Annotated in this window: 18 protein-coding genes and 4 pseudogenes; 10 read left to right on the top strand and 12 right to left on the bottom strand. The window is 68.2% G+C overall.

What is annotated here, in order from left to right:
- Positions 1 to 370: 370 nt before the first annotated feature.
- Positions 371 to 914 (bottom strand): annotated as a pseudogene (tpg, locus tag IE136_RS26695) (telomere-protecting terminal protein Tpg); the annotation flags it as partial.
- Between the two features lie 15 nt (positions 915 to 929).
- A pseudogene (locus IE136_RS26690) lies at positions 930 to 1,127 on the bottom strand (hypothetical protein); the annotation flags it as partial.
- A 118-nt stretch (positions 1,128 to 1,245) separates the two neighbouring features.
- On the opposite strand from IE136_RS26690, the pseudogene IE136_RS26685 reads away from it, so the two are divergent.
- Positions 1,246 to 1,602 (top strand): annotated as a pseudogene (locus IE136_RS26685) (ATP-binding protein); the annotation flags it as partial.
- A 123-nt stretch (positions 1,603 to 1,725) separates the two neighbouring features.
- Here IE136_RS26685 and IE136_RS26680 read toward each other — a convergent pair.
- The gene (locus IE136_RS26680; RefSeq protein ID WP_189601621.1) at positions 1,726 to 2,133 is read right to left on the bottom strand and encodes a RidA family protein; all 408 of its coding nucleotides are present in this window, start codon (positions 2,131 to 2,133) and stop codon (positions 1,726 to 1,728) included.
- Positions 2,134 to 3,014: 881 nt separating this feature from the next.
- Between IE136_RS26680 and IE136_RS26675 the strand changes: the two genes are divergently transcribed.
- The 3 genes from IE136_RS26675 to IE136_RS26665 all read left to right on the top strand — a co-directional run bounded on the left by IE136_RS26675 (position 3,015) and on the right by IE136_RS26665 (position 5,383).
- Positions 3,015 to 3,335 carry a hypothetical protein gene (locus IE136_RS26675; protein ID WP_158983690.1) on the top strand — a complete coding sequence of 107 codons (321 nt, stop codon included), beginning with the start codon at positions 3,015 to 3,017 and terminating at the stop codon, positions 3,333 to 3,335.
- A gap of 178 nt (positions 3,336 to 3,513) precedes the next feature.
- The gene (locus IE136_RS26670) at positions 3,514 to 3,663 is read left to right on the top strand and encodes a DUF1272 domain-containing protein (protein WP_158983692.1); all 150 of its coding nucleotides are present in this window, start codon (positions 3,514 to 3,516) and stop codon (positions 3,661 to 3,663) included.
- Between the two features lie 379 nt (positions 3,664 to 4,042).
- Positions 4,043 to 5,383 (top strand): erythromycin esterase family protein, encoded by a 1,341-nt coding sequence (locus IE136_RS26665; protein ID WP_158983694.1) that lies wholly within the window; start codon positions 4,043 to 4,045, stop codon positions 5,381 to 5,383.
- Between the two features lie 249 nt (positions 5,384 to 5,632).
- Here the strand turns inward: IE136_RS26665 and IE136_RS26660 are convergent, their stop codons facing one another.
- On the bottom strand, positions 5,633 to 5,857 hold the full coding sequence (locus IE136_RS26660; RefSeq protein WP_189601620.1) for a hypothetical protein: 225 nt from the start codon (positions 5,855 to 5,857) through the stop codon (positions 5,633 to 5,635).
- A 1-nt stretch (position 5,858) separates the two neighbouring features.
- Positions 5,859 to 6,197, bottom strand: a complete 339-nt coding sequence (locus IE136_RS36510) for a DUF6233 domain-containing protein (protein ID WP_268247964.1) — start codon at positions 6,195 to 6,197, stop codon at positions 5,859 to 5,861.
- 449 nt (positions 6,198 to 6,646) lie between these two features.
- Between IE136_RS36510 and IE136_RS26650 the strand changes: the two genes are divergently transcribed.
- Together IE136_RS26650 and IE136_RS26645 are read left to right on the top strand one after the other, a co-directional pair.
- Positions 6,647 to 7,186: a DUF3291 domain-containing protein gene (locus tag IE136_RS26650; protein ID WP_158983696.1), complete on the top strand. Its 540-nt coding sequence runs from the start codon at positions 6,647 to 6,649 to the stop codon at positions 7,184 to 7,186.
- A gap of 78 nt (positions 7,187 to 7,264) precedes the next feature.
- On the top strand, positions 7,265 to 7,432 hold the full coding sequence (locus IE136_RS26645; protein ID WP_158983698.1) for a hypothetical protein: 168 nt from the start codon (positions 7,265 to 7,267) through the stop codon (positions 7,430 to 7,432).
- Positions 7,433 to 7,749: 317 nt separating this feature from the next.
- Here IE136_RS26645 and IE136_RS26640 read toward each other — a convergent pair whose 3' ends face one another.
- Positions 7,750 to 8,013, bottom strand: a complete 264-nt coding sequence (locus IE136_RS26640) for a hypothetical protein (protein WP_158983700.1) — start codon at positions 8,011 to 8,013, stop codon at positions 7,750 to 7,752.
- Positions 8,014 to 8,201: 188 nt separating this feature from the next.
- On the opposite strand from IE136_RS26640, the gene IE136_RS37030 reads away from it, so the two are divergent.
- Positions 8,202 to 8,543, top strand: coding sequence for a nuclear transport factor 2 family protein (locus IE136_RS37030; RefSeq protein ID WP_506417210.1), 342 nt, complete (start codon positions 8,202 to 8,204; stop codon positions 8,541 to 8,543).
- 592 nt (positions 8,544 to 9,135) lie between these two features.
- A complete protein-coding gene (locus IE136_RS36505; RefSeq protein WP_268247961.1) occupies positions 9,136 to 9,258 on the top strand; it encodes a hypothetical protein in 123 nt (40 codons plus the stop codon).
- A gap of 401 nt (positions 9,259 to 9,659) precedes the next feature.
- Here the strand turns inward: IE136_RS36505 and IE136_RS26635 are convergent, their stop codons facing one another.
- From IE136_RS26635 to IE136_RS26610, 6 genes are all read right to left on the bottom strand, one after another.
- Positions 9,660 to 10,178, bottom strand: coding sequence for a hypothetical protein (locus IE136_RS26635; protein ID WP_158983704.1), 519 nt, complete (start codon positions 10,176 to 10,178; stop codon positions 9,660 to 9,662).
- Positions 10,179 to 11,320: 1,142 nt separating this feature from the next.
- Positions 11,321 to 12,529 (bottom strand): IS701 family transposase, encoded by a 1,209-nt coding sequence (locus tag IE136_RS26630; protein ID WP_373309147.1) that lies wholly within the window; start codon positions 12,527 to 12,529, stop codon positions 11,321 to 11,323.
- A 129-nt stretch (positions 12,530 to 12,658) separates the two neighbouring features.
- Positions 12,659 to 13,159, bottom strand: a complete 501-nt coding sequence (locus IE136_RS26625; protein WP_158983706.1) for a MarR family winged helix-turn-helix transcriptional regulator — start codon at positions 13,157 to 13,159, stop codon at positions 12,659 to 12,661.
- Positions 13,160 to 13,369: 210 nt separating this feature from the next.
- On the bottom strand, positions 13,370 to 14,236 hold the full coding sequence (locus IE136_RS26620) for a GNAT family N-acetyltransferase (RefSeq protein WP_189601618.1): 867 nt from the start codon (positions 14,234 to 14,236) through the stop codon (positions 13,370 to 13,372).
- A gap of 477 nt (positions 14,237 to 14,713) precedes the next feature.
- Positions 14,714 to 15,664 carry a MerR family transcriptional regulator gene (locus tag IE136_RS26615; RefSeq protein ID WP_189601617.1) on the bottom strand — a complete coding sequence of 317 codons (951 nt, stop codon included), beginning with the start codon at positions 15,662 to 15,664 and terminating at the stop codon, positions 14,714 to 14,716.
- Between the two features lie 1,128 nt (positions 15,665 to 16,792).
- Entirely contained in the window at positions 16,793 to 18,490 is a 1,698-nt protein-coding gene (locus tag IE136_RS26610) for a VCBS repeat-containing protein (RefSeq protein ID WP_189601616.1), read from the bottom strand.
- A gap of 733 nt (positions 18,491 to 19,223) precedes the next feature.
- Between IE136_RS26610 and IE136_RS26605 the strand changes: the two genes are divergently transcribed.
- Together IE136_RS26605 and IE136_RS36615 are read left to right on the top strand one after the other, a co-directional pair.
- The gene (locus IE136_RS26605) at positions 19,224 to 19,928 is read left to right on the top strand and encodes a hypothetical protein (RefSeq protein WP_189601615.1); all 705 of its coding nucleotides are present in this window, start codon (positions 19,224 to 19,226) and stop codon (positions 19,926 to 19,928) included.
- A 208-nt stretch (positions 19,929 to 20,136) separates the two neighbouring features.
- A pseudogene (locus tag IE136_RS36615) lies at positions 20,137 to 20,492 on the top strand (ATP-binding protein); the annotation flags it as partial.
- Between the last annotated feature and the right edge of the window lie 146 nt (positions 20,493 to 20,638).

Below are 20,638 nucleotides of genomic sequence, written 5' to 3'. Positions count from 1 at the left end.
CCCTGACAACCGGTCAGCACACCACCACTCGGGGTGATCATGGAAGTGGGAATCAGGCCAGGTCACAGAACGGGACGTCGCCCGCCTACGCAGATGCCGACACCCTCATAGAGGCGAAGCCGCCGATCCGAGTGCGCTGCGCCGGGCGGCCGAGGAAGCCGGTCCCAACACCCTGGGCCTCTGGACCGCCAAGTAGCGGCTCCGGAGGAGCGTCAGACCGAGCGCCTGGCCTTCACCGCGGGATGACCGGGGCGCAGCGGCGTCGTTGGGCAGGGCATCGGGTGTATGAACATCCCCCGCGGATACGCGAGCGCGTCCGGACCAATCGGTCCGGGCTCGAGGCTGTTCGGGGACGGCTGCTACAGGTCAATTCCAGGTGTTCGATGTCCGTGAACCGGACTTCCTCCAGGGAGCCGGCGCGGCGGCCGCCGTCTTGAAAGTACGCCTCCTTGAGTCCTTCGGTGGCGATTTCCTGGAGCTGCTGATCGGTGGCGCCGGCCTCTTGGGCGTCGAAGAGGCGGGCGGCGCACTGCGGGGCAGGGCGACGGTGAGGTGACGGATGCGGTCCTGGCCGGTCGAGCCGATCGGCGCGGTGCAGCCCATGCGGGCGCGGGTGTCGATGACGATGCCGCCGGTGGTGGCGGCCTGCTGCCGGGCCTTCGCGCGGATCTGCGGCTGCCACCGCGTCTTCACTCGCGCTCTATCCGGGCCGCGAGGTCCGGGCGGGGCTTCTTGATCTGGTCCTTCCCGTACCGTTCGACGGTGCGCTGGGAGATCCGCATCATCTGGACGACCGTCTTTGTGCCCTTGAGCTGGTTGACCAGGTAGCGCATCTGCGCGCCGGCGCTCTGGGGTGCCGGGCGGGTGAACGTCTTTTGCACCGCGGCTTCGAGACCGTCCCCGAACAGGCTCATCGTCGACTTCTCCTACTATCCGTTGTCGGCGTCGGTGACGGTGCCGTCCTTGATGTATCGGGCGAGGTTGAGCTCCGGGGCGTTGAACCGCTCGCGGACCTCTTCGCCCCACAGGACGCTCTGGGTGCCTTCGTGCTTGACCAGGCCGGGGTTGATGCCGAGCTTGAACCCGCCGGGCAGCGGCTTGCCCTCGCGGTAGGGCAGGAAGTCCAGCCGCGTAAACAACCCTGCGGGTCAATACAACTTGGCCGCTGCCGTCGGTGACCCCCTATGACCAATTGCTCCGACGCCGCCGAATCAGCGGCGGTGACCACCGTGAGGGAGAAGCACAGTGACCCTGCCCCGCCAGCGAGGCTTGACCGAGCAGGCCGCCGACGCCGCCTGCCGAATGCTGCGACTTCCCTCGATCCGCAACGAGTTCTCCGACATCGCCGACCGGGCGATGAAGGACCAGACGACCTACCGCGGCTTCCTTGCCGAACTACTGATGACCGAGTGCGACGACCGGTCCCGCCGCCGCTCGGAACGACGGATCAAGGCGGCCGGCTTCCCGCGAGAGAAATCCTTGCGGGCCTTCGACTTCGACGCCAACCCCAACATCGACGCGGCGACCATCCACACACTCGCCAGCTGTGAATGGATCAAGAAGAGCCAGCGGCTCTGCCTGATCGGCGACTCCGGCACCGGCACGCCAGCACCCGAGCCCGAGGATCCTGCAAAGGCCGGCTGACCGCAGCCTACGATCCTCGATGGCCAGCCGTCCTGGCGGACGGCTGGCCATCCCGCGTTTGCGGTGTCCTTGGAAGATGTCTCAATCGAGCACGGCGGCGACGGCCTCGATCTCGACGAGTTGGTCCTTGTAGCCGAGCACGGTGACGCCCATCAAGGTGCTGGGGACGTCATGGTCAGCGAACGAGTCCCGGACAACCTGCCAGGCAGCCACCAGGTCCTCCCGCCGGGCCGATGCGACGAGAACCCGGGTACTGATGACGTCCTGCAGTGACGCACCTGCGGCAGAGAGAGCGGCCTGCATGTTATCCATGGCTTTCGCTGCCTGGCCCGCGTAGTCCCCGATCGCTGCTGTGGAGCCGTCATCGTTCAGCGGACACGCCCCAGCGAGGAAGATCAGGCGTGACTCGGCGGGCGCCGTGGCCGCGTAGGCGTACTCGGCGGCGTCGGACAGGGAGGCGGAGCGGATCAAAGTGATGGCACGAGCCACGGTTGTCGAGTCCTTTCCCATCGGATGTTGAGCGGGGACATCCTGCCAACGGCCAGTTGGCTTCCGCCTTCCCCTTTTTCTCGCCGCCCCACGGCAACGCCGTCATTTCTGCTCGGCATTCCCGCACGGATGATCACCAACTGACTCCGGAACCCATCAAGAAACGCTGTTCCTAGAGATCAACGTAGCCACCCGTCGCCGCCGTCGGCGTGCCGCTCGCCACCGCCACCCCGGCCGCTCCTGGAAACGTCTGTTCCGTCTACGTGCGGCCCTCCGACGGCCACGGTCGAGCTGCGCTGGTATCCGCAGGACCTCTCGGCGGACGACCCGAGCGCCACGCCCACGGCCGACTGACCGACGCCGCCACCGGGGCCCGGCTCCCCGTACACGAGGGGGAGCCGAGCCGTCTTGGTGCCGGCCGGCATCGGAGAGGCAGCGCCGACGGCGGACTCGTGCAGACCGCCACCATCAGCGCCGGTTCCGACTGTGCGCCACCTGCCTGGTCTCGCCGAAGTGCACCAGGAGTAGGCGGCAGTAGCGCGTTGGCTTCCCCACCGGCCTCCGTGGCCGTCGGGGCGATGCGCCTCCATCGGCCGCGGAGTCACCGGACGTGAAGACCCCCGCCCCGTGGGATGCGGCGTCAGCCGGACGGGGACAAGACGCGCCATCGGACACGGCCACTTGGCAATCGGCCAAGATCGCCTGTCACAGGACTCCAGCCCTTAAGGCGGTCGCCGGGGCGGCTTTTACGGGCGGGATGGCTCCGGCGAGTGAGGCGGGATCGTTTCCTCGACGGCCATTCGGGTGACGGTCGTCCCACAGGCGTATCCGGGCGAGACACACTGGCCGCCCGCAAAGACGTCATCTGAGGGAGCACTTGCATGAAGAACCTCCGAAAGGCGCTGGCTGTCGCCGCCGCCGCGGCGGCCCTGTGCACCGCGATCGCGACGCCCGCTCAGGCAGGACGAGGAAGTTTCGCCTACTACGTGGACGGATGGTGGGGGGGATTCCAGGTCACCGATCCCGAGGACGGTCGCTGCTACAACACGCAGGCCGAAGCACACGGGCCGGCCAACCACACCGACCGCCTCGCCGTTCTGTACCGGGGTACGGGCTGCCACGAGGGTGCGATCGTGGCCTTCTACGAATCGGGCCAGAGCGGCCCCGATCACTTCGGTTCGGTGAAGTTCCTGGTCAGGTGAGACGGTGCGAAGTGTGTCAGGGTGCCCGGCCGGTACGAGTCCCGGCCGAGCGCCCTTTCCGCGTGGTCGGGCACTGGCCCGATTGTTGATCCTTCGCCGCCACGATGGTGGAGGCTCCCGGTGTGGGTGCGGACCACGGGGTGTTCGCAGACGTCGTACGGGGGGAGGCTGGCCGACCATGACTCTGGGGATGCGAGACCTGTGTGGGCGTTGCGAGACAGCGGCCCTGACGCCTGACGGGTCCGCGCGGATCTGTTCGGACGAGTGCAGCTTCTGTGGTCCCTGTGCTCCATGTGAGCTTCCCGGTGGAACGACCTGCCGGAATTGACCCGCCGCCTCCGCGGGCATTTCGCCGGCCGCTCGGCGCCGCCCGCCCCGCCGACTGGACCACAACCTGTTGGCCGCACACATTTGTTTGGAGCCGGAGGTACACCGCCCGTGGCGGCGAACAACAACCCCTCCGTCAGGGGACGGCGCCTGGGAGCGGAACTCCGACAGACGCCCGACGAGGTCCAAAGTTGCGTGGCCCGTGGAATCAGGCGTGGCCGGGTCTCCACATTCCTGGGGCCGGGGGGGGGTAGCCCCCGGCCCGGCTTCAGGAGTGCCCCTGGACGAAGTGGGTGGGGCGCCCCAGGGCGGTCCGCACCAGAGCATACGAAGATCACTTCATCGGCTGAGGAAGCCGCCGCGCACAAGGAGTGATCAGCATGTACGGGTACAGGAAGACGACCGGCCGGCGAGGGTTGCTCGCACTGGCGGGAATGCTCGCCGCCACGACGCTGCCCGCCCCGGTGGCTTCCGCCTCGACAAGCCGGGAAGCAGCCGTCGTACAGTCCCTGGAACGGGAAGCGCACCCGCTTCGCTCCACGGACCCCGGCGGCCGGACAGCAGACCTCCGGGCGCTGAGCGGCATGGTCGGGGACGCGAAGGTGGTGGGGCTTGGCGAGGCCACGCACGGGTCGCACGAGTTCTTCGCCATGAAGGAACGCGTCTTCCGGCACCTCGTCGAGGAGCGCGGCTTCACCACCTTCGGCCTGGAGATGAGCTGGTCGGCAGGGCTCAGGATCGACGAGTACCTCCAAGGAGGTCCCGGCGACCCGCGGAGGATCGCCGAGGAGACGCTGGCCGGATCCCCCTGGGAGCGCGAGGAGTTCGTCAGCCTGATCGGCTGGATGCGCGAGCACAACCGTCGCCACCCCGACCGCCGGGTCCATTTCATGGGGGACGATCTCGGGGGGCCGAAGCTCGGCGACCACATCTTCGAGCGTGTGCTGTCGTCCGTCCGCGAGACGCGGCCGGAGGCGCTGCCACGGCTCACCGAGCTGTACGGCGGGCTGCGCCCCTTCGACGACATCTTCGACTACCTGCGTAAGCCGGTCGGGGAACGCGAGGAGAACGCCGCACGTGCCAAGGAGGCACTCGACCTGGTCGCCGAGCAACACGCAGCCGACGACGGCGACGACTACGCGTGGACGGTGCAGCACGCCCGGAACATCGCGCAGACCTTCGCCTTCGCCACCATCGACCTCGCCGACCCGGCCTCGATCACCGCCGCCGAGCGCCTGCGCGACCAGGCCATGGCCGACAACGTGCTGTGGTGGCAGCGCCACACCGGCCACAAGATGCTGCTGTCGGCCCACAACGGCCACATCGGATACCTGTCCACCCATCCGGACATGTACCCACGCACTCAGGGCGCCGTGCTGCGCGACCGCCTGGGCCGCGACTACGCCGCGATCGGCTTCAGCTTCGCCGGCGGTTCCTTCCTCACCAAGAACTCTTCCCTCGGCGGGGACTGGAAGCCGGTCACCGTCCCGGCAGCGCGCCCCGGCATGAACGAGCACACCCTGGACCGGGTCAGGTACCGGGACTTCTACCTCGACCTGCGGACCGCACCCGTCGCGGCCCGCACCTGGCTCGACCGCGCCCGGCCGGTCTACGACGCCGGCTCGACCTTCACCCCCGACCCCCTGCCCACCCTCGCCCTGAGCCGCGCTTACGACATCCTCATCCACCTCCACCGGGTCCGGGCGGCGGACAGACTCTGAACGGCACAAAGCCCCGAAACGATCAGCGGGTGTTTCAGGTCGCTCTGAAACGGTCCCTCGTTGAGCACTACCAGGAGTGCAACCATGATCGCGCCTGACTGCGGGCTCCTGAAGAACATGCGTGCGTCCACCTGGCGACCTGTCGGCATCGTTCGTCTTGGAGCCGCGGAGCTGGGCGCCGCGAACGGCCGTTGACGTACTCGGCGCGCCAGCGGGGCTCGGACATGGGACATGGCCGCGCACTCCGCCTCATACAAGGCCATCTCCGCCGTACGTGCGGACCCCCAGCTCCAGACCGCCACGGAGCTCGACCACGCCCTCGACGGTCCACACGTCCTGCTCCACCTGACAGGCTGGGAGCCCCGGCACGCCGACCCGGCCGCCCGGCGCCGCTGCATGGCCGCCCCCGTCGTCCTCGACGCCTGCGGCGCCCTCGACGGCCAGAGAGGGGGCCCAGGCCGGGTGGACGTTCACATCAGTCGAGGATGCCAAGGTCGGTCTCGGGTCGGCAGATGTCGCATGCCCGTATCCCGCCGGCCGTGAGGGCGTGGCGGGCTTCGTCGCGGCTGAGGGGCTTGGTGTGAGTGCCGACCGTGCCGCAGTCGCCGGCATGGATGCTGTCCACCACCGGACGGCCGCCCACCCGTAGATGCGACAGGGCCCGGCCCGGCCCGGTCGACCCGTACCGGGCGTAGGGCTCCCTCGCGCCTCTCGACCTTCGCCGCGCTCGCCGCCATGGACGAACCGGTCGTGTGCCGGATCCTCGGCGGCAAGGCGGGCCGGACCCCGCGCGACCGAGCCCGGGGCGGCGCATCCGCCAGCGGTAGCCGGCTCCTGGGTCATGCAGACGTCTGAAGTGGTGCTGCGAAGGCGTGCTCTTCGGCGAACTGCTGTCGGGTTTGAAGGCAGTGGTCCGCACGCGTTCGGCGGCACTGGGGGCTATCGGACAGGGAGTGCGGACGGGCATGGCGGGCGAACCGATCGGCCGAATTGGATCGCTGGTACCGCGCAGCCTGCCCCGCCCCCAGTCCTCGCAATGACCCGTACAAGAGGCCACTTGGACAGGGAAAACGCAACTTCGACATGGCCCGCAGAGGCAGCTACCTTCACCTGGTCTTCAGCGATCGCCCACGGTCGCACAGGAGTTCCTTCAGGCTGAGCCACCCGCGACGGGATGAGTTGGTCACGCCCCACGAATCCTCGCCCCCATGCGTAGGCCACCGAACCGGGTCCACACCAGGCCCCCCAACCAGGGAGAGACACATGCCCCATCTTGCGCTGTACACATTCGGCGTCCTGAAGTCACCTCTCGCCGATCCCACACCTCTCACGCGCGAACTCCACGACAGCGGCGAGGCCATCTACCGCAAGATCAGCCAGCACCCCGGGTACCTCGCTCGTGCTGAAGCGGCAGACGGCGACCGGGGCACACACTTCGACTTGGACTGGGGCGCCTGGGGAGAGTTCGCCGTACCGACCTGGTACGGCAAGGGCCGTACGGTGGAAACCACCGCCTTGGACGCGACCCTCTCACTCTGGACCGACCTGCGCTCCGCCTTTGACGCCATCTACACCGGTCTGCACCGCGAGGCGCTGAACAGGCGTCACGACTGGTTCGAGAGGACAGGACACCCGAGTTACGTGTTCTGGTGGGTCTCCGACGGCGTGATACCCACCTGGCACGACGGGGTTTCCAGGCTGGAACACCTCCACGACCACGGCTCCGCGCCGCACGCCTTCACCTTCCACCACTCGTTCACCCCGGAGGGAACTCCGACCAGGATAAAAGGCATCGCGCCGTAGATCGACCAGGTTCGCTGACAAGGAAGCCTGAACGACTGGGTTCGCTGTCAAACGCCTCGATTGAATGAGGGCGAACAGATGCGTCTGCGCCACGGCGGATCCGCCAGTACCTGGGGCGTCGCCCTCTACCCCGCGAGCACCGATGAGTACCAAGACGCCACCCTGCCCACCAGCGGCTTCGCCGGCGCCCCCGAAGACGCCCTGGACTGCGCCTGCGGCCTCTACTTCACCGACCCCAGCCTCTGAACCCCGCACCGCAGGTTCCACAGTCAACCCCCGAAGGATTTACCAGGCCGACCACTAGCCATCGCGCGGGTCAGGCTCCGCCCCCTACGAATGTCTCCAACCAGCAGACGAGTTGCCCAAGACCGCCATCGACCCTCGCATCTATGGGGAAACGTTCACCATGCGATGTGAACGTCGATTCCGCTCCTGCTTCACGGGCAGCCTCACAGCAGGCCGCCCCCGCCGGACCACACGGTCAGACTGGGGCGGCAAGCCAGACGGGCGGCGCCCAGCAGGGCGAGGCCGAACTGTCGCCCTTGGCGATCGCCCAACGACTCTTACAGGACGTCGAGCAGGAGGAAGTTGTCGTTCTCGCCGGATTCGGCCTCGTTCTCGGCGAAGACGGGGCCGTTGGCACAGATCTGCTGGTTTGCGCGTGCGGGCGCCGAGCCGTTGCCGAGGATCCCCAGCCCCAGATCGGCGATGTTGATGAGGCCGTTCTGTACCGTCCCCTGGTGGATCTCCTGGTGGCACAGGGCCGGGCCGGCGCCGTTGCCGCCTCCGTACCCGTTGTCGGCGGACGCCACGCCCGCTCCGAGCATGCTGACACTCCCGACAACGGCGGTTACAACAGCGGCCTTACGAAGGTTGCGCACGACATCTCCACTTTCTTCAGACTCAGCTGAGTCGCTCTTGAGTGATACTGCCGAGACCAGACGATATAGTCTGGATTGCCCCGTTCGTTAGGCGGCACGCCGATGCCAGGCCGCCGAAGACGGCAAGGGAGCGGATGATGGTTGCGCAACGGCTGCGTCAGGCGATCAATGACCATGACCTGGACGCATTCGTCGATTGCTTCCACCCGGACTACCGCAGTGAGCAGCCCGCACATCCGGGTCGTGCCTTCCAGGGAAGGAACAAGTCAGGAAGAACGGGTCGACCTTCTTCCGCCAAGTCCCCGATCTCAGGGCGGAGCTGTTGTCCGCAGCCACCGCGGACGCCACCGAGTGGTCGGAGTGCCACTGGCACGGGACTCGCGAGGACAGCACGTACTTCGAGATGCGCGGCGTCATCGTCATGGGCCTTCAAGGCGACTGTATTCCTGGGCCCGGCTGTACATGGAAGAGGTTGAAGCCAGCGGCGAGGACATCGAGTCCGCCCTTCAGCGCCTCGCCGAACCTAAGCGCAGCGGTCCTGAGCAGCTCTTGTGATCCCCGGCTCTGAGGCATTGCCGACATGGACGAGCATGTCCAGCCCGCTAGGGTTGAAGAACAAGGCTGCGAGCGCCTCACACGATGAGGTTGGCGACCACATGCAGGCGATGGAGCGGGTGAGGTCCTCCGCGAGGAAGACGGTGAACCGTCGCTGCGATCCGACACCTTCGCGGACCAGTGGCTCGGGCCTCCGGTCAGTCGCACTCGACTCCGTACGGGACATCAGCGCCCGCAGCATCGGCACCCACGTGTGGTGCACAGCCTCGGTTCGGTGGCTCCTCCACGGCTTCGGGGCGCTCTACCGCTCAGCCGCATGCGCGGTGATCAGCGCGGCGTGGGAAACACGCATACTCCTCTCCCCCCGCGGGCGCTGAGCCTAGGCTCACGTTCCTTCGTCATGGGAAGCCGGGGCCGGCGCGCCCTGACGACGCTGCCCGTCTTCCCTCTCTCTGGGCAGAGGCACTGGACCCGGAAGCCGGCGAGCCCGGACCGGTAGAGACGGAACTTCTGTTGCATCTGCTGCGGGAGGACGCAGACGCGCGCACCTTGCGGGAGATGCAGCTCAAGCACTGGATGTCGGACTGGCATCCCACCTGGCGCTACCAGGGTCGCCACAAGCACACCGGGGAGTGAGGAGAGCCCTGCCGCTGGGTGCGGCAGGGCTCTCACGAGGCCCAGCTCCGTCCCAGTTGCATGGTGAGGCCGCTTACAGTGCACCCAGCGGGCGGCGGTCGACGCCGGTGGCTGCGGCTGGACGGGCACGACATTGCGTGTGGCGCGGCTGACCAGGTCTCTGCGGTACGACGACATGTTCAGACGAAACGGCTGGCTGTCGACCTTGGAAGTGGAATTTTCCGGCTCTTTCGTGCTTCCTCGTCGATCTCTGGGGGGGAGCCACTGCTGCGGCTGCTGGTGCACGAGCGGCAGAGCGTGCGCAGGTCGAGGGGTCGCTCGGTGCGAGAGCCCGTCCGAGCACCGGCCGGAGTGAGCATTGGGCGCCCTCCGCGTTCACACCGCGCATAGTCACGAGGACATCATCCGCATGCAGTGGCCTGTTGGTACGACTGTCTGCTGAAGTGCGCGGTGACATCGACCTTGAGGTCCGGTTGCGATGACCGCTTCTCCAACCTCTCGGTCACCGTCCACTCCTGGGGAGGGTCACTCGAGTCGGTGAAATCGAGCCGCGCCGGCCGTTGAAGTGTGATGACCTCGTTGTTCTGCGTGGTCGTGCTGAGCGGCTGGACGTACCACATGACACAGGGGGGCACCGTGTCCACGTTGATGTACGCGCCATCCGCGAAGCTCACTGTTACGTCGGTGATCGGCTTGCGTGTGTGGTTGCCGATGCTGAGCGACTCGACGCCAGCCGTCCTCCAGGACAGGAAGTCGATAAGACTCGCGTGCTCCCGCTCCGCCGCTTTTTGGGCAGTCTCGTCGGCTTTCTGCGCCTGGTAGTAGCTCAGCACGGCAATGATCACGGCCACAGCCGACACAACGAACGCGAGCCACTCCCTGACCTTTTGCCCCTTCGATGGGGCTGCGTCACCCGCCATGAGTCCACGATCGGCCCGCCGACACGCATCGTCTCTGTGGGCGCAGCCGACGGAGTGAACGCCCGTCGCTCAGGACGTGACGCCATACCGTCCGAGCTGCGCGCCGCTACACGACCCCCTGCTGCGCCGCGATGGCCACCCCACCACCTCCAAGTGCCCCACCCCACGACAAGCGCCGGCCCTCGCCGTTCGGCCTCGTCGAAGGGGTACGGACGTGAGCACGAGCAGCGGTTCCGCGCCGGCGTCCTGGAGGGGACCGCGTGTGCGTGCTCTGCAGGCAGGCCGAGGCCACCCAGGCCGACCACTGGCCGCTGTCCAAGCGCGAGCTCCAGACCCGCGGCCTCGACGAGCACGACCCCCGGCGCGGCAGCAGACAGTCTGATGCGTCCATCCCGAACGGCTCACAGATGGTGAGCCCCTGCAGCCGCGGCAGCTGGTTCAGGGCTGCCGCCGAGGTGAGCGTGCCCAGGTTCCCCGACCGCGAGAAGCGGGTCAGATCCGGGAAGGCGGCGACGAGGAGGGTGCAGTGGAGCCGGGTGATCCCGCGGACGGTGAGGTGTTTGACGCCCGCGCGTACGATGCCGCGGGTGTGTTCGGCGGCCAGTTCGTCGGCTGTGTACGTCAGTGCATACGGGGCAGTCCAGTCCTCGCGGTCGCCGCTGTCTCAGTGCCGCTGCCTGGCCAGTCGTTCGCCCTACCCCCATGCCGGGGCATGGGGGTACGAGGGTTCGGTCACCAGCGAGGGCAGGGAGCCGATCACCGTGAGGCTCTTCAAAGGACCCACCCGTGATTGCAGTGGGAGAGCTTGCCGCACCAGCTGTGGTGCGCGAGGCGGAGCGGCTGCACATCGCTCCGGAGGTCGGCAGGTGGCGGCGTTTTCCCGCTCCTGCGGGGAGCAGCCGGACGGCCAGGGAGGGTGTGCGATCACAGCAGGGGTCTGCATAGCAGGAGGTCACGACCCCAAGGGGCTCCTGGAGGTGATGCCCGGTCGTCCGATCTGGTCCAGTGCGGTGTCGTTCGGTCTGGTCACTTCTCTGAACTAGTACTCCAGTGCGGTTTCGTGATCTATCCAGTGGGGTTCGTCAGTCGATCGTCGTCGGTAGTGGCTGCGGCGGGCTGTTGCCTGGTGGTGTCTGCGCCAGTCAGACCAGTGCAGAAGCCTGGCAGCTGTCAGGGGCGGCGGGCCGAAGACAGCGGTAAGCAGGTGGCGGATCTCGGGGACGGTCAAGGGAATCCGGTTCGCTGCTGCGAGCTGGGTGGTACAGATGGGTGGGCCGGTCCGGTGCCGCGCTGGCGGCTACGGCGGCCAGGAAAGCCAGAGCGAGCAGGGCGAGCGTGATGTGCCGATGCCACGAGGTCCAATTGCGGACTTGGTAGTGATCGAGTCCGACCTGGCCCTTGGCGGCCTGGAAGCACTCTTCGACACTCCACCGGACACCGGCGACGCGGACCAGCTCCGCCAGGGGCACCGCTGTGGGTGACCAGCACAGGTAGAAGGCGAGTTCACCGGTGGTGCGGTTGCGGCGGATCAGCAGATGACGTTGGCTGTCGCTGCCCATGTGGATCCAGGCCCAGTCGTAGTAGCGCGGGCCCTTCGCGCCGATTCCGGCGCTCTGCCGGTGCCAGGCAGTGGCGGGCAGGCGGCCGGCGACGGTGTCCGCGCGGACGGGGGTGCGGCCCTGGTTGGTCCACACCCGCGTTGAGCAGGCGACGGCCATCACGTAGCCGGTCCGGCGCGCCTCCAGCGCGGCACGAAGCTGCGGGTCCTGCCCGTACGCTTCGTCGCCGGTCACCCACCGTGCCTCCACCCTGGCGCCCAGCGCGGCGGCGATCATCTCCCAGGCCAGACGCGGCTTGGTCGCGAACCGCACCTCGTCGGGTACTCCGGCAGCCTCGCGGCGCTCGGGATCGGCGCACCAGGACTGCTCCGGCAGGTAGAGCCGGCGGTCTACCAGCGCCCGTCCCCGGCTGGTGGCGTAGGCGAGAAACACTCCCACCTGGGAGCTCTCGACGCGCCCGGCAGTGCCGGTGTACTGCCGCTGCACGCCCGCGGAGGCACGACCCTTCTTCACGAAGCTGGTCTCGTCCACGATCAGGACACCGCCGTCGGTGCCGAGGTGCTCAACGGCGTAGGCACAAATGTCGTCGCGGACGGCGTCGGCCTCCCAGCGGGCGTAGCGCAGCATTCGCTGCATCGGCCCCGGCCGGGCCAGGCCGGCCTGTTCGGCCAGCTGCCAGCAGTTCTTCCGCTCCACTTGCGACAGCAGCCCGAGCAGGTAGGCGCGGGCAGTGGTCCTTGGCTCAACTCGGCTGAACCGTCCCGCGATCCGGTCCATGGCCTGGTCGAACATCGCCCGCCAGCGGGCGGGGTTCACGCTATGGCCGGCGGCCACCGCACGATCGTCGTTTGTCCACACACCACCGATGATCATGCCGTGGCCGCGCTCATTCCCAGCCGGGGCCGTCACAAGATCGCGTCATCAGGACGGACTGCCTGGAGCCTCGTCGCCCTCGACATTGGCCACCATCTTGCGCAGTACCTTGAGCGCGGCCACGTACTCCTCATCGCTGATGCCCTGGTGGACTACGGCGCGTACCTCGGTCGCCAGCTCACGGAGCCGCGCTCTGGCGGCCTCCCCGGCATCCGTGAGGTGCAGGCGCTGCCCGTCATCGATGCTGAGCCACTCACGGTGGAGCAACTGGTCCACGACCCTGGAGATCTCATGCGGCCCGTCGGCAAGGTGCGTTAGAGAAGTTACGACCTCCTCGCGGCTCGGCGCCGCGGGACCGCCGTTCACGCGGTTGAGCACCCAGTACTGCGGCTGCGTGACGTCGATCTTGGCCATCGCATCACGCAGATGCCGGGTGACGGTCGCATGGGCCAGGCCGCTCCAGTAGCCGACCGGCTGAGTGGCCAGCATGTCATCGGTGGCGGCCGGGTTCGCCGGCGCCTGGTCAGTGGCGTTTGCGATCAGTGACATGATCGCGACGCTACATTTCCCCGGCGCGCCGAACAATCGGAATGCGGCATTCACTGCCACTCGTCCTGGGCGCACATCGGAACCGCCGGCCACCGTCATCTTCGGATGCGCCGCAGCCCCGCGCGCCACCATGCCCGACCCGACGCAGCCACCGCCGACGACGGCTCGCCCACTCAGCCAGCGGGTAGATCACGAAACCGCACTGGAGTACTAGGCGTCCCGGCGTCGGTCCCGGATCTCAGGGAGTGGCTGGAAGCCGGCTGCCTTGTAGGTGGCGACGGCGCCGGCATTCGAACTCGGGGTGCAGACGATCGCGCTCGACGACTCCAGCTCCTGGAGTGAGGCCGCCGCGGCGACGGTGATCGCCTTGCCGTAGCCGTGACCGCGATGGTTCCGGTGCACGCCCATCGGCTCGAGCAGCCCGGGCTTGCCCGGACCGGCCGACCACACCGTCACCGCCGCCACCGCGTTGCCCTGGTCGTCGTACGCGACCAGACACCGCGCATCGGCGTACGGCGTTCCGGCGGCCATCGCGTGCCAGCGCTCGTCCGTGAACGTCGACCTGTCGAACGATGCCCGCTGTACGCCGGTCCGCACATGCGCCTGCTCCGGGCCGATCACCTTGATTCGCACGCCTGGGTCCTTCACCGGCTCTGTGAGGTCGCGACGCAGCGGCGTCCACGGCTCGTCGGTGTTCCAGCCGTCCTCGAACAGCAGATCTTGGACCAGTGCGCCCATGGGCGCCTCGACGTACACCTTCCCCTTCATCAGTACGCCGCGCTCCGGCTCGGTCAGGTCCTCAACCAACTGATGCGCCAGCTCCTCGTCCCGCTGGGCGTCCGGTGCGATCGTCAGCCGCAACAGCTCGGGACCGTCCAGCAGCCCGATGGCGAGGATCTGTCCGTCCCGGCTCCAGGCCCGGACCGCCGCGGCCGTCGCCTCTGCACCGAACCGCCAGAACCAGCCCAGGTCTCCCGGATGCAGTTGCATCGGCGCCCCGTCGTCCTGCCACCCCCGCAGCACGCCCACAAGCTTGCTCAACCCGTCGACTTCCGGCTTGCCCAACACAATCGCCATACCCCTGATCACACACCGCCGCGCCGGCAGTCCGCACCCGATTTGACGGCCGGCTCGATGACCGCCCCCTGTTGATCGAGCAGCTGGGAGGACGGCTTCTCGGGATCACCGGCTGCGGAAATGCCACTTCCAGTTCAGCCGACAGCTCTTCTCTGAAGCAAGGCTTGGTCCCCGCGCCGCGCGGGAGGCTGCTCCACTGATGAACGAATGATGACCGAGTGCGCTTTCCCGCCGCCCCCGTCAGCTCCCGCCCCCGACTTCCTTCGCTTTGCCGTGCGCCCGGCCCGCGACAACCGCGCCGATGGCGACGGCGACGAGGTAGACGGTGATGCTGGCCGCGAATCCGCCTGCCAGCCAGCGGAGTAGGCCGGCGTTGTTGTGGTCGACAAGCTGGCGGATCGCTCCCTGCCCCCAGGACGAGGAGCGCCACACCGAGAATCTGTAAGACGTCGTACTTCACGTGATGCCCTACGGAGCTCAAGAGGTCGCTGCCGTGGCGGAAGCACCGCCGAGAACAGTGGTGAACCACGTGTAAACGGGAGCGAGTGCTGGCGATGCGGGCCATCCATTGGTCGTCGCCAGGAGCTGCCAATAGCGCTTGGCGTGTGGGTCAACGGTCATCTGCAGGCGGGCGACGAGCCAGCGGCGCAGATCGCCGTCGCCAGCGCGCTCGAATGCGTGGCCGTAGAGGCCGCCCAGTGATTCGGCAAGGGGTGCGGCTTTGGCGGAGGCTGGGAGGATGCCAGCGGATACGGCTTCGTCGATGCGTTCACGCATCGCTTGATTGAGACCGTCGTGCAGGCCCATGACGTCCTGTGGGGAAGGCGCTTTCGCCTGTTCCTCAGCCATGCGCCGTACCGCGGTACGGAAGTCTGGGCTCTTGCAGAGTTCGGCGAGGTCCACCCAGGCCCTGACCTGTTCAGGCGTGGGATCGTCGGGGAGCTCGGGCAGTGCGGATCGCATCAGGGTCACGAACTCCGGGTTGGCGTCAAAGCCTCTGAAAACGTCGTCGATGAAGTCGGTTACGAGGCGGCGCTGTTCGGACTGCGACAGCGTGGCGAGTCGATGCATGAGATCCATCTCCATGGGGGTGGGGCCGTGTCCGGCGACTGCTCGTAGTACTGCCCGGCGCAGGCGCAGGGTCTGGATCTGTACGTCCAGGGCGTCGGCGTGTGCTTCGGCGACTTCCGGTATGGATGCCTCCCTGTCCAGCACCTTGCGCACGGTCGCCAGGTCGAGCCCGAGATCGCGCAGCGTGCGGGTCAGCTCCAGGCGTGCGAGTGCGTCGAGGCCGTAAAGCCGGTAGCCCGCCGGGCTGCGGTCGGTCGGCGGGACGATGCCCTGGTCGGAGTAGTACCGGATGGTCTTTACCGTCAGACCGGTCCGGCGGGATAGTTCTCCGATGGAAAAGAGCGTGTCGCTGTCCATGCCCCCAGCTTGGTGTCTCCCCCCACGGGAGACTCAACCAGGCATTCCGAGGTGAACGGCACGCTGGGCTGGGGATGCTTGGGCATCAAGTTGCTTGAGCTTGTTCTCGGCGCCGGCAAGGCTGACGTTGAGGCCCTCGACCTCACCGAGCCAGCCTTCGCGCTCGGCTCATTGGCTCAACGGCGGCGGGTGCGTCCGGTCAGCGGGGGTGACTCGACGGGGTGCACCTCCGCCGCGCCGGTTCTGCTGCTTCGCATGTGGCCGTGCCCGCACTCGGGCGGGATCGTTTCTCACGATGGAGCGGACCGCACCGCTTCCTCCTCTGCGGGTCTCTCACCGCCGACTTGAGGGGCCCGCGCTCGGCCTCGCCAGCGCGCCCACCGTGCTGGCGAGGCCGCTGCTCTCTGTCCTGTCCAAAGCGGTGGCCACCGCTGCCCGATGACGATGCGGTCAAGCAGGATGGGCAGCATGGACGCGAACGGAAGCCGTCCCCCTTGAAGAGCTCGTGCAGTGGAACGGTGAGTTCTCCGGACTCGTCAGGACTGCCCGGCGCCGCGAGCCGACGTCGGCTGTCGCCTTCCGCCGTGGCCACGCCGTGGCTGCCGCGGAAAGGTGGCTCGCCAGTTCCCGGTCAGCTCGTCCACTGGGCACAAACCGTGCACTTCGAGGACCGCGTGCACGTCGAGGGGCTGCACGAGACCTCGTGCTCGCTTACATCCGCGCTCTGAACGCGATTGACGGGGCCATGCGGGTGGCGATTCCCTCGCTTGAGCGACTGGCAGATGTCCTCGGCCTGGCCCTTTCGCGCCAGCTGGCAGCCGACGGGAGCATAGTCTTCGACCTCTGGCGGCTGCGCTGGTAGGGGCTGAGCCTGCCGGAGCCTCTTGTCGTCATGAATCAGGACCTACGGTCCGCAGGGCAGTCGCTGCGACCGCTTCTGGCCGAGGTGCGGCCGGTGTGGTTCAGCGTGGCCAACTGATCGCTTCAGAATGAGGTTCGATCGACGCGGAGAAGATCGACCGGCGGATCGCGAAGGGCGGCGGCCGGACTGCGATATGACGGTGGCATGACGATGCCCCGGCCCCCGGGAGACGGGGAGCGGGGCATCGGCTGATGCGGGGGCCGGGATCAGAACGCGCTGAGGCCGTTCCAGCCCCAGCCGAGCTTCACCCGGGGCTTGAAGCCGCCCTTGCCGTCGCCGTCGTACCGCCACAGGACACCGGCGGTGTCGCGAGCGAGCACGTCGGGAATCCCGTCGCCGGCGAGGTCGCCGACACCGGTCAGGGTGAGGTTCTTCCAGCCCCATCCGATCTTGTGGCGGCTGTCCCGCTCGTAGCGGTAGAGGTCGCCGTTCGGGGCCTGGCCGAGGTAGTTCTGGTAGCCGCTCGACGTCAACGCGCCGACGCCCGTCAGGCGGTAGCCGCCGTAGCCGTATCCGGCCTTCTCACGGGCCTGGAGGCCCCCGCGACCGTCACCCGCGTACTTCCAGAGGTTGCCCGCGGGGTCGGTGGCGAGGACGTCAGGGAAGCCGTCGCCGGTCAGATCACCCACGCCGGTGAGCTTGAGGTCCTTCCAGCCCGTGCCGATCCTCACCTTCGTCGCGAAGTCGCCGCCCGCGGTCCCGTCGAGCCGCCAGAGGCCGCCGGTGGCGTCCTGGGCGAGCACGTCGGGGCGGCCGTCGGCGTTGAGGTCACCGGCGGCGGTCAGACGGTAGCCCTTCCATCCCCAGCCGATCTTCACGCGGGGCTTGAGGGCGCCGGTGCCGTTGCCGTCGTGGCGCCAGAGGACGCCCGCGCCGTCCAGGGCGAGGACGTCGGGTCGGCCGTCGCCGGTGTAGTCGTGGCGGAAGGTGCCGTGGGGGTTCCAGCCGCGCGGAGGGGCCCAGGAGACGTCATAGGCCCCGGTGCCGGGGGCCGAGAGGAGCCTGGGGGTGGCGCCGGGCACGGTGGCGCTCACGACGTAGAGCTTCGAATCGGCCCCGCGGTCGGTGTACGCGAGCTGGGATCCGTCCGGGGACCAGTCGAGGGTGTCGACGTTCACGGACTTGGACAGGGTGTGCTCGCCGCCGCCGTCCAGGACGCGGATGGCGACGCTGCCGTCCGCGGAGCCCCCGAACGCTATCCGCTCGTCGTTGGGCGAGAACGTCGGGGCATCCCCGTCGGCGACGATCTTCGGTTCGCCGCCCACCCGCGGGTCCCAGAGGTAGATGTGGGTGTTGCTGTCGAAGACGACGCGCCCGTCCCAGGCCACGTCGAACCGGGTGCCCGGGCTGCGCATCTGGCCGAAGACGAAGCCGAGGTCGGAGCCGTCGAGGCCGAACCGCTTCATGAACGGAGTGTGGGGGTCCAGCTGGTTCCAGAGGCCCACATAGAGCGTCCTGCCGTCAGGGGCCCACGCGACCTCGGCGGGTGTGCCCTCGGGCGAGGCGTAGCCCTGGACGACGGGGCGCGCGTTGCGGCCGTCGGCGTCGGCGATCCAGATGGCCGGGGAGCCGTTGTTGTTGATGAAGGCGATGCGCGTGCCGTCGGGTGAGAAGACGACGCTGGTGATGCCGACCGCGGTCAGGCCCCGGCCGGTGGGCGCAAGTACGCGCCGGTCAGTGCCGTCGGCGTTGACCGTGACGACGCTGCTTCGGCGGACACCGTCGACGTCCTTGTACTCGGTGAAGACCAACCGGGACTTCGGCACGTCCGCGGCGGCCTGGGCCGGGGCCGCCGTGACCGCCGTGAGCGCGGCGGAGGAGGCGAGTACGGCCAGGGCTGCGCTGAGTGCACGGCGACGGCCGCGCGGGCCGGCGGTTCGGGCGGTACGGGCAGTGTGGTTCAAAAGGTCCCCAGGTGTGGTGTCGTCGGACGGGTTCGTGCATGTCCTCGTCCAGGAGGTGAGACAACCCTGCGAACCGAATGGTTGGACGCCCTCCCGGCCCGGAATCGTGGCTTCGCGCCCCACCCGCACATCAAGCTCCACAACCGGAGGTCCAAGAGGGCCTTGCCCCACCTGTTCCCCGACCCGCTGCCCTCCCCCCTCCCCTGTACGCCTCTGGACATCCGGGTGCCGGCGTCGACGGGCTCCCCTTCCTTCACCCGGCCCGTCCGCTCAACCGGCACGGAGCGATTCGGTGACCGAGGTCCCTCATACGTCTCACCCTGAAGGTGCGCTTCGACGACGACAGCACCCACACGTTCGACGTGCTGTTCCCCGAGCAGTACGAGGCCGGCGCACGTGTGGACGTGCCAGTGGACGACGACTGGCTGCGGCTGTCGGGACCGGCCATCTTCCGCGTCCTCGGCGGCAAGGCGGGCCGGACCCTGCACGACCGTGCGCGGCATCGACTCGAGGTCCGTGGCCGTCGCCGTCCAACCACATGCCGGAATGGGCAGACGGCGGGTGCGCTGGACAGTGGAGCCGTTGCCGTCCTCTCCGTATTTCGCGGGACGGCTGCCCGGGCAACTCGGGCCCGTCAACGCGGTGGTGTTCGCCCGCGCCGGCCCTCCGCCCAGCCTCCGCCACCTCCGACGACGCAGGTGTGTCAACCGGCCCGAGTGGAGAAGACCGTTGTATGAGGCGTCTCTTCATACCGGCCGTGGCGGCCATGGTCTTGGTCGGCGGCTGCGCCGACGAGCCGAGCGGCTGCGATGGGCGGCTGGAGCTTTCGGAGGCGGAGGGCAGGAAGCGGCCAGTGGCGATCGAACCGAGCCAGAGGCATCCGGGCATCAGTGACTCCGAATTGGAGAAGGCCATCCCATCGCCGGAGTTCGAGGCGGAGCCCGTCGAGAAGGTGCTCAACCACTTGCGGCAGGAGACCTTGCGTATGGCGGGCGGTATCGGCAGGAGCGGCCCGGGCAAGTGCGAGGGCGAGGTCATACGTCCACGGGGCGAGAGCGTCCGCTGCTCTGTGTCCTTCGAGGGGGTGACCGTGCCGTGGCTGGTGACCAGCAAGGGCATGACGTCAGGCAGCGCCGGGGCCTTCAGCCAGGACTTCGTCTACACGGCGCAGCCGCTGAAGACCGTTCACACCGCCCAGTCGGTCTACGACCTGTTCGCCTGGGAGACCGGGAAGAACGGGACGACGGAAGGTCCTTTGGCACCGGTGGATCCCCGATGCGACCGGCTTCCGAAAGTGTTCTCCGCAGAGCCCGGCGAGGACACCGGCTACTTCTGCCAGGACATCTCGGTCAGCTGCACCGACGGCATCCAGCACATCCAGTGGTCCGACCGGGCCATTCACGTCGACGAGCACGGCCGGCTGTCGTTCCTCGCCTGAAGCGTGTTGCAGACGGGTTATGTCCGGGCAGATCAGAGCCGGTTCGTGGTCGGTCTGGTCATGAGGCCCAGGAGGCCGGGTCGTTGCCGACTCTGCCGAACCGGGCCGCAGCCACCCGCATCGAGGTCGGCCGCCGCCCCCTGTCCGTCGGTGACGAGCTGACCGGCAGCCGTCCCTTCACCACTCCCCCCACGACAAAGGAATCCTCTTGAGCGAGCTGACCGGCAACCACGTCCGCACCACGGCCGGCAAGCTCGGCCTGCCCACCTCGCGGAGACCATTGACGAGTACACCCGCCAAGCCGACGAGACCAAGACGGGCTATCTCGACTTCCTCGACCTGGTGCTGTCCGAGAAACTGGCCGTCCCCGGCGACCAGCGCTTCCGCCAGGGGCTGCGGCTCTCGAAACTGCCGCACCACAAGACGCTCGACGAGTACGACTTCTCGTTCCAGCCCGAACTCGACCTTCGCAAGGTCGAAGACCTCGCCCCCCTGTCCTTCGTTGGGGCGAAGCCGAACGCCGCCCTCCTCGGACCGCCCGGGGTCGGAAACATCGACCTCGCTGACCAGGTCAAGGGTGACCAGGGTTACGTCCAGGGGTACGCGGCTGCTCCAGGCGGAGGAGAACCGGTCGCCGGTCCACGGATGGACGGGGCCGGCGGGCTGGAGGAGGCCGGCGATCTGACGGGCGGCGTCCGGGCGCAGCGGCA

Source organism: Streptomyces lateritius (assembly GCF_014649715.1).
GTDB lineage: Bacteria > Actinomycetota > Actinomycetes > Streptomycetales > Streptomycetaceae > Streptomyces > Streptomyces lateritius.
This window is presented reverse-complemented; position numbering and strand designations above follow the sequence as displayed.

Bases quoted from the DNA above. Each gene is read 5' to 3' on its own strand.
- IE136_RS26635 (WP_158983704.1), bottom strand. From the start codon at position 10,178: ATGGCGGGTGACGCAGCCCCATCGAAGGGGCAAAAGGTCAGGGAGTGG.
- IE136_RS26625 (WP_158983706.1), bottom strand. From the start codon at position 13,159: ATGTCACTGATCGCAAACGCCACTGACCAGGCGCCGGCGAACCCGGCC.
- IE136_RS26645 (WP_158983698.1), top strand. From the start codon at position 7,265: ATGCGTCTGCGCCACGGCGGATCCGCCAGTACCTGGGGCGTCGCCCTC.
- IE136_RS26615 (WP_189601617.1), bottom strand. From the start codon at position 15,664: ATGGACAGCGACACGCTCTTTTCCATCGGAGAACTATCCCGCCGGACC.
- IE136_RS26665 (WP_158983694.1), top strand. From the start codon at position 4,043: ATGTACGGGTACAGGAAGACGACCGGCCGGCGAGGGTTGCTCGCACTG.
- IE136_RS26650 (WP_158983696.1), top strand. From the start codon at position 6,647: ATGCCCCATCTTGCGCTGTACACATTCGGCGTCCTGAAGTCACCTCTC.
- IE136_RS37030 (WP_506417210.1), top strand. From the start codon at position 8,202: ATGATGGTTGCGCAACGGCTGCGTCAGGCGATCAATGACCATGACCTG.
- IE136_RS26670 (WP_158983692.1), top strand. From the start codon at position 3,514: ATGACTCTGGGGATGCGAGACCTGTGTGGGCGTTGCGAGACAGCGGCC.
- IE136_RS26640 (WP_158983700.1), bottom strand. From the start codon at position 8,013: ATGCTCGGAGCGGGCGTGGCGTCCGCCGACAACGGGTACGGAGGCGGC.
- IE136_RS26605 (WP_189601615.1), top strand. From the start codon at position 19,224: ATGAGGCGTCTCTTCATACCGGCCGTGGCGGCCATGGTCTTGGTCGGC.
- IE136_RS26675 (WP_158983690.1), top strand. From the start codon at position 3,015: ATGAAGAACCTCCGAAAGGCGCTGGCTGTCGCCGCCGCCGCGGCGGCC.
- IE136_RS26620 (WP_189601618.1), bottom strand. From the start codon at position 14,236: ATGGCGATTGTGTTGGGCAAGCCGGAAGTCGACGGGTTGAGCAAGCTT.
- IE136_RS26630 (WP_373309147.1), bottom strand. From the start codon at position 12,529: ATGTTCGACCAGGCCATGGACCGGATCGCGGGACGGTTCAGCCGAGTT.
- IE136_RS36510 (WP_268247964.1), bottom strand. From the start codon at position 6,197: ATGCGCCGCCCCGGGCTCGGTCGCGCGGGGTCCGGCCCGCCTTGCCGC.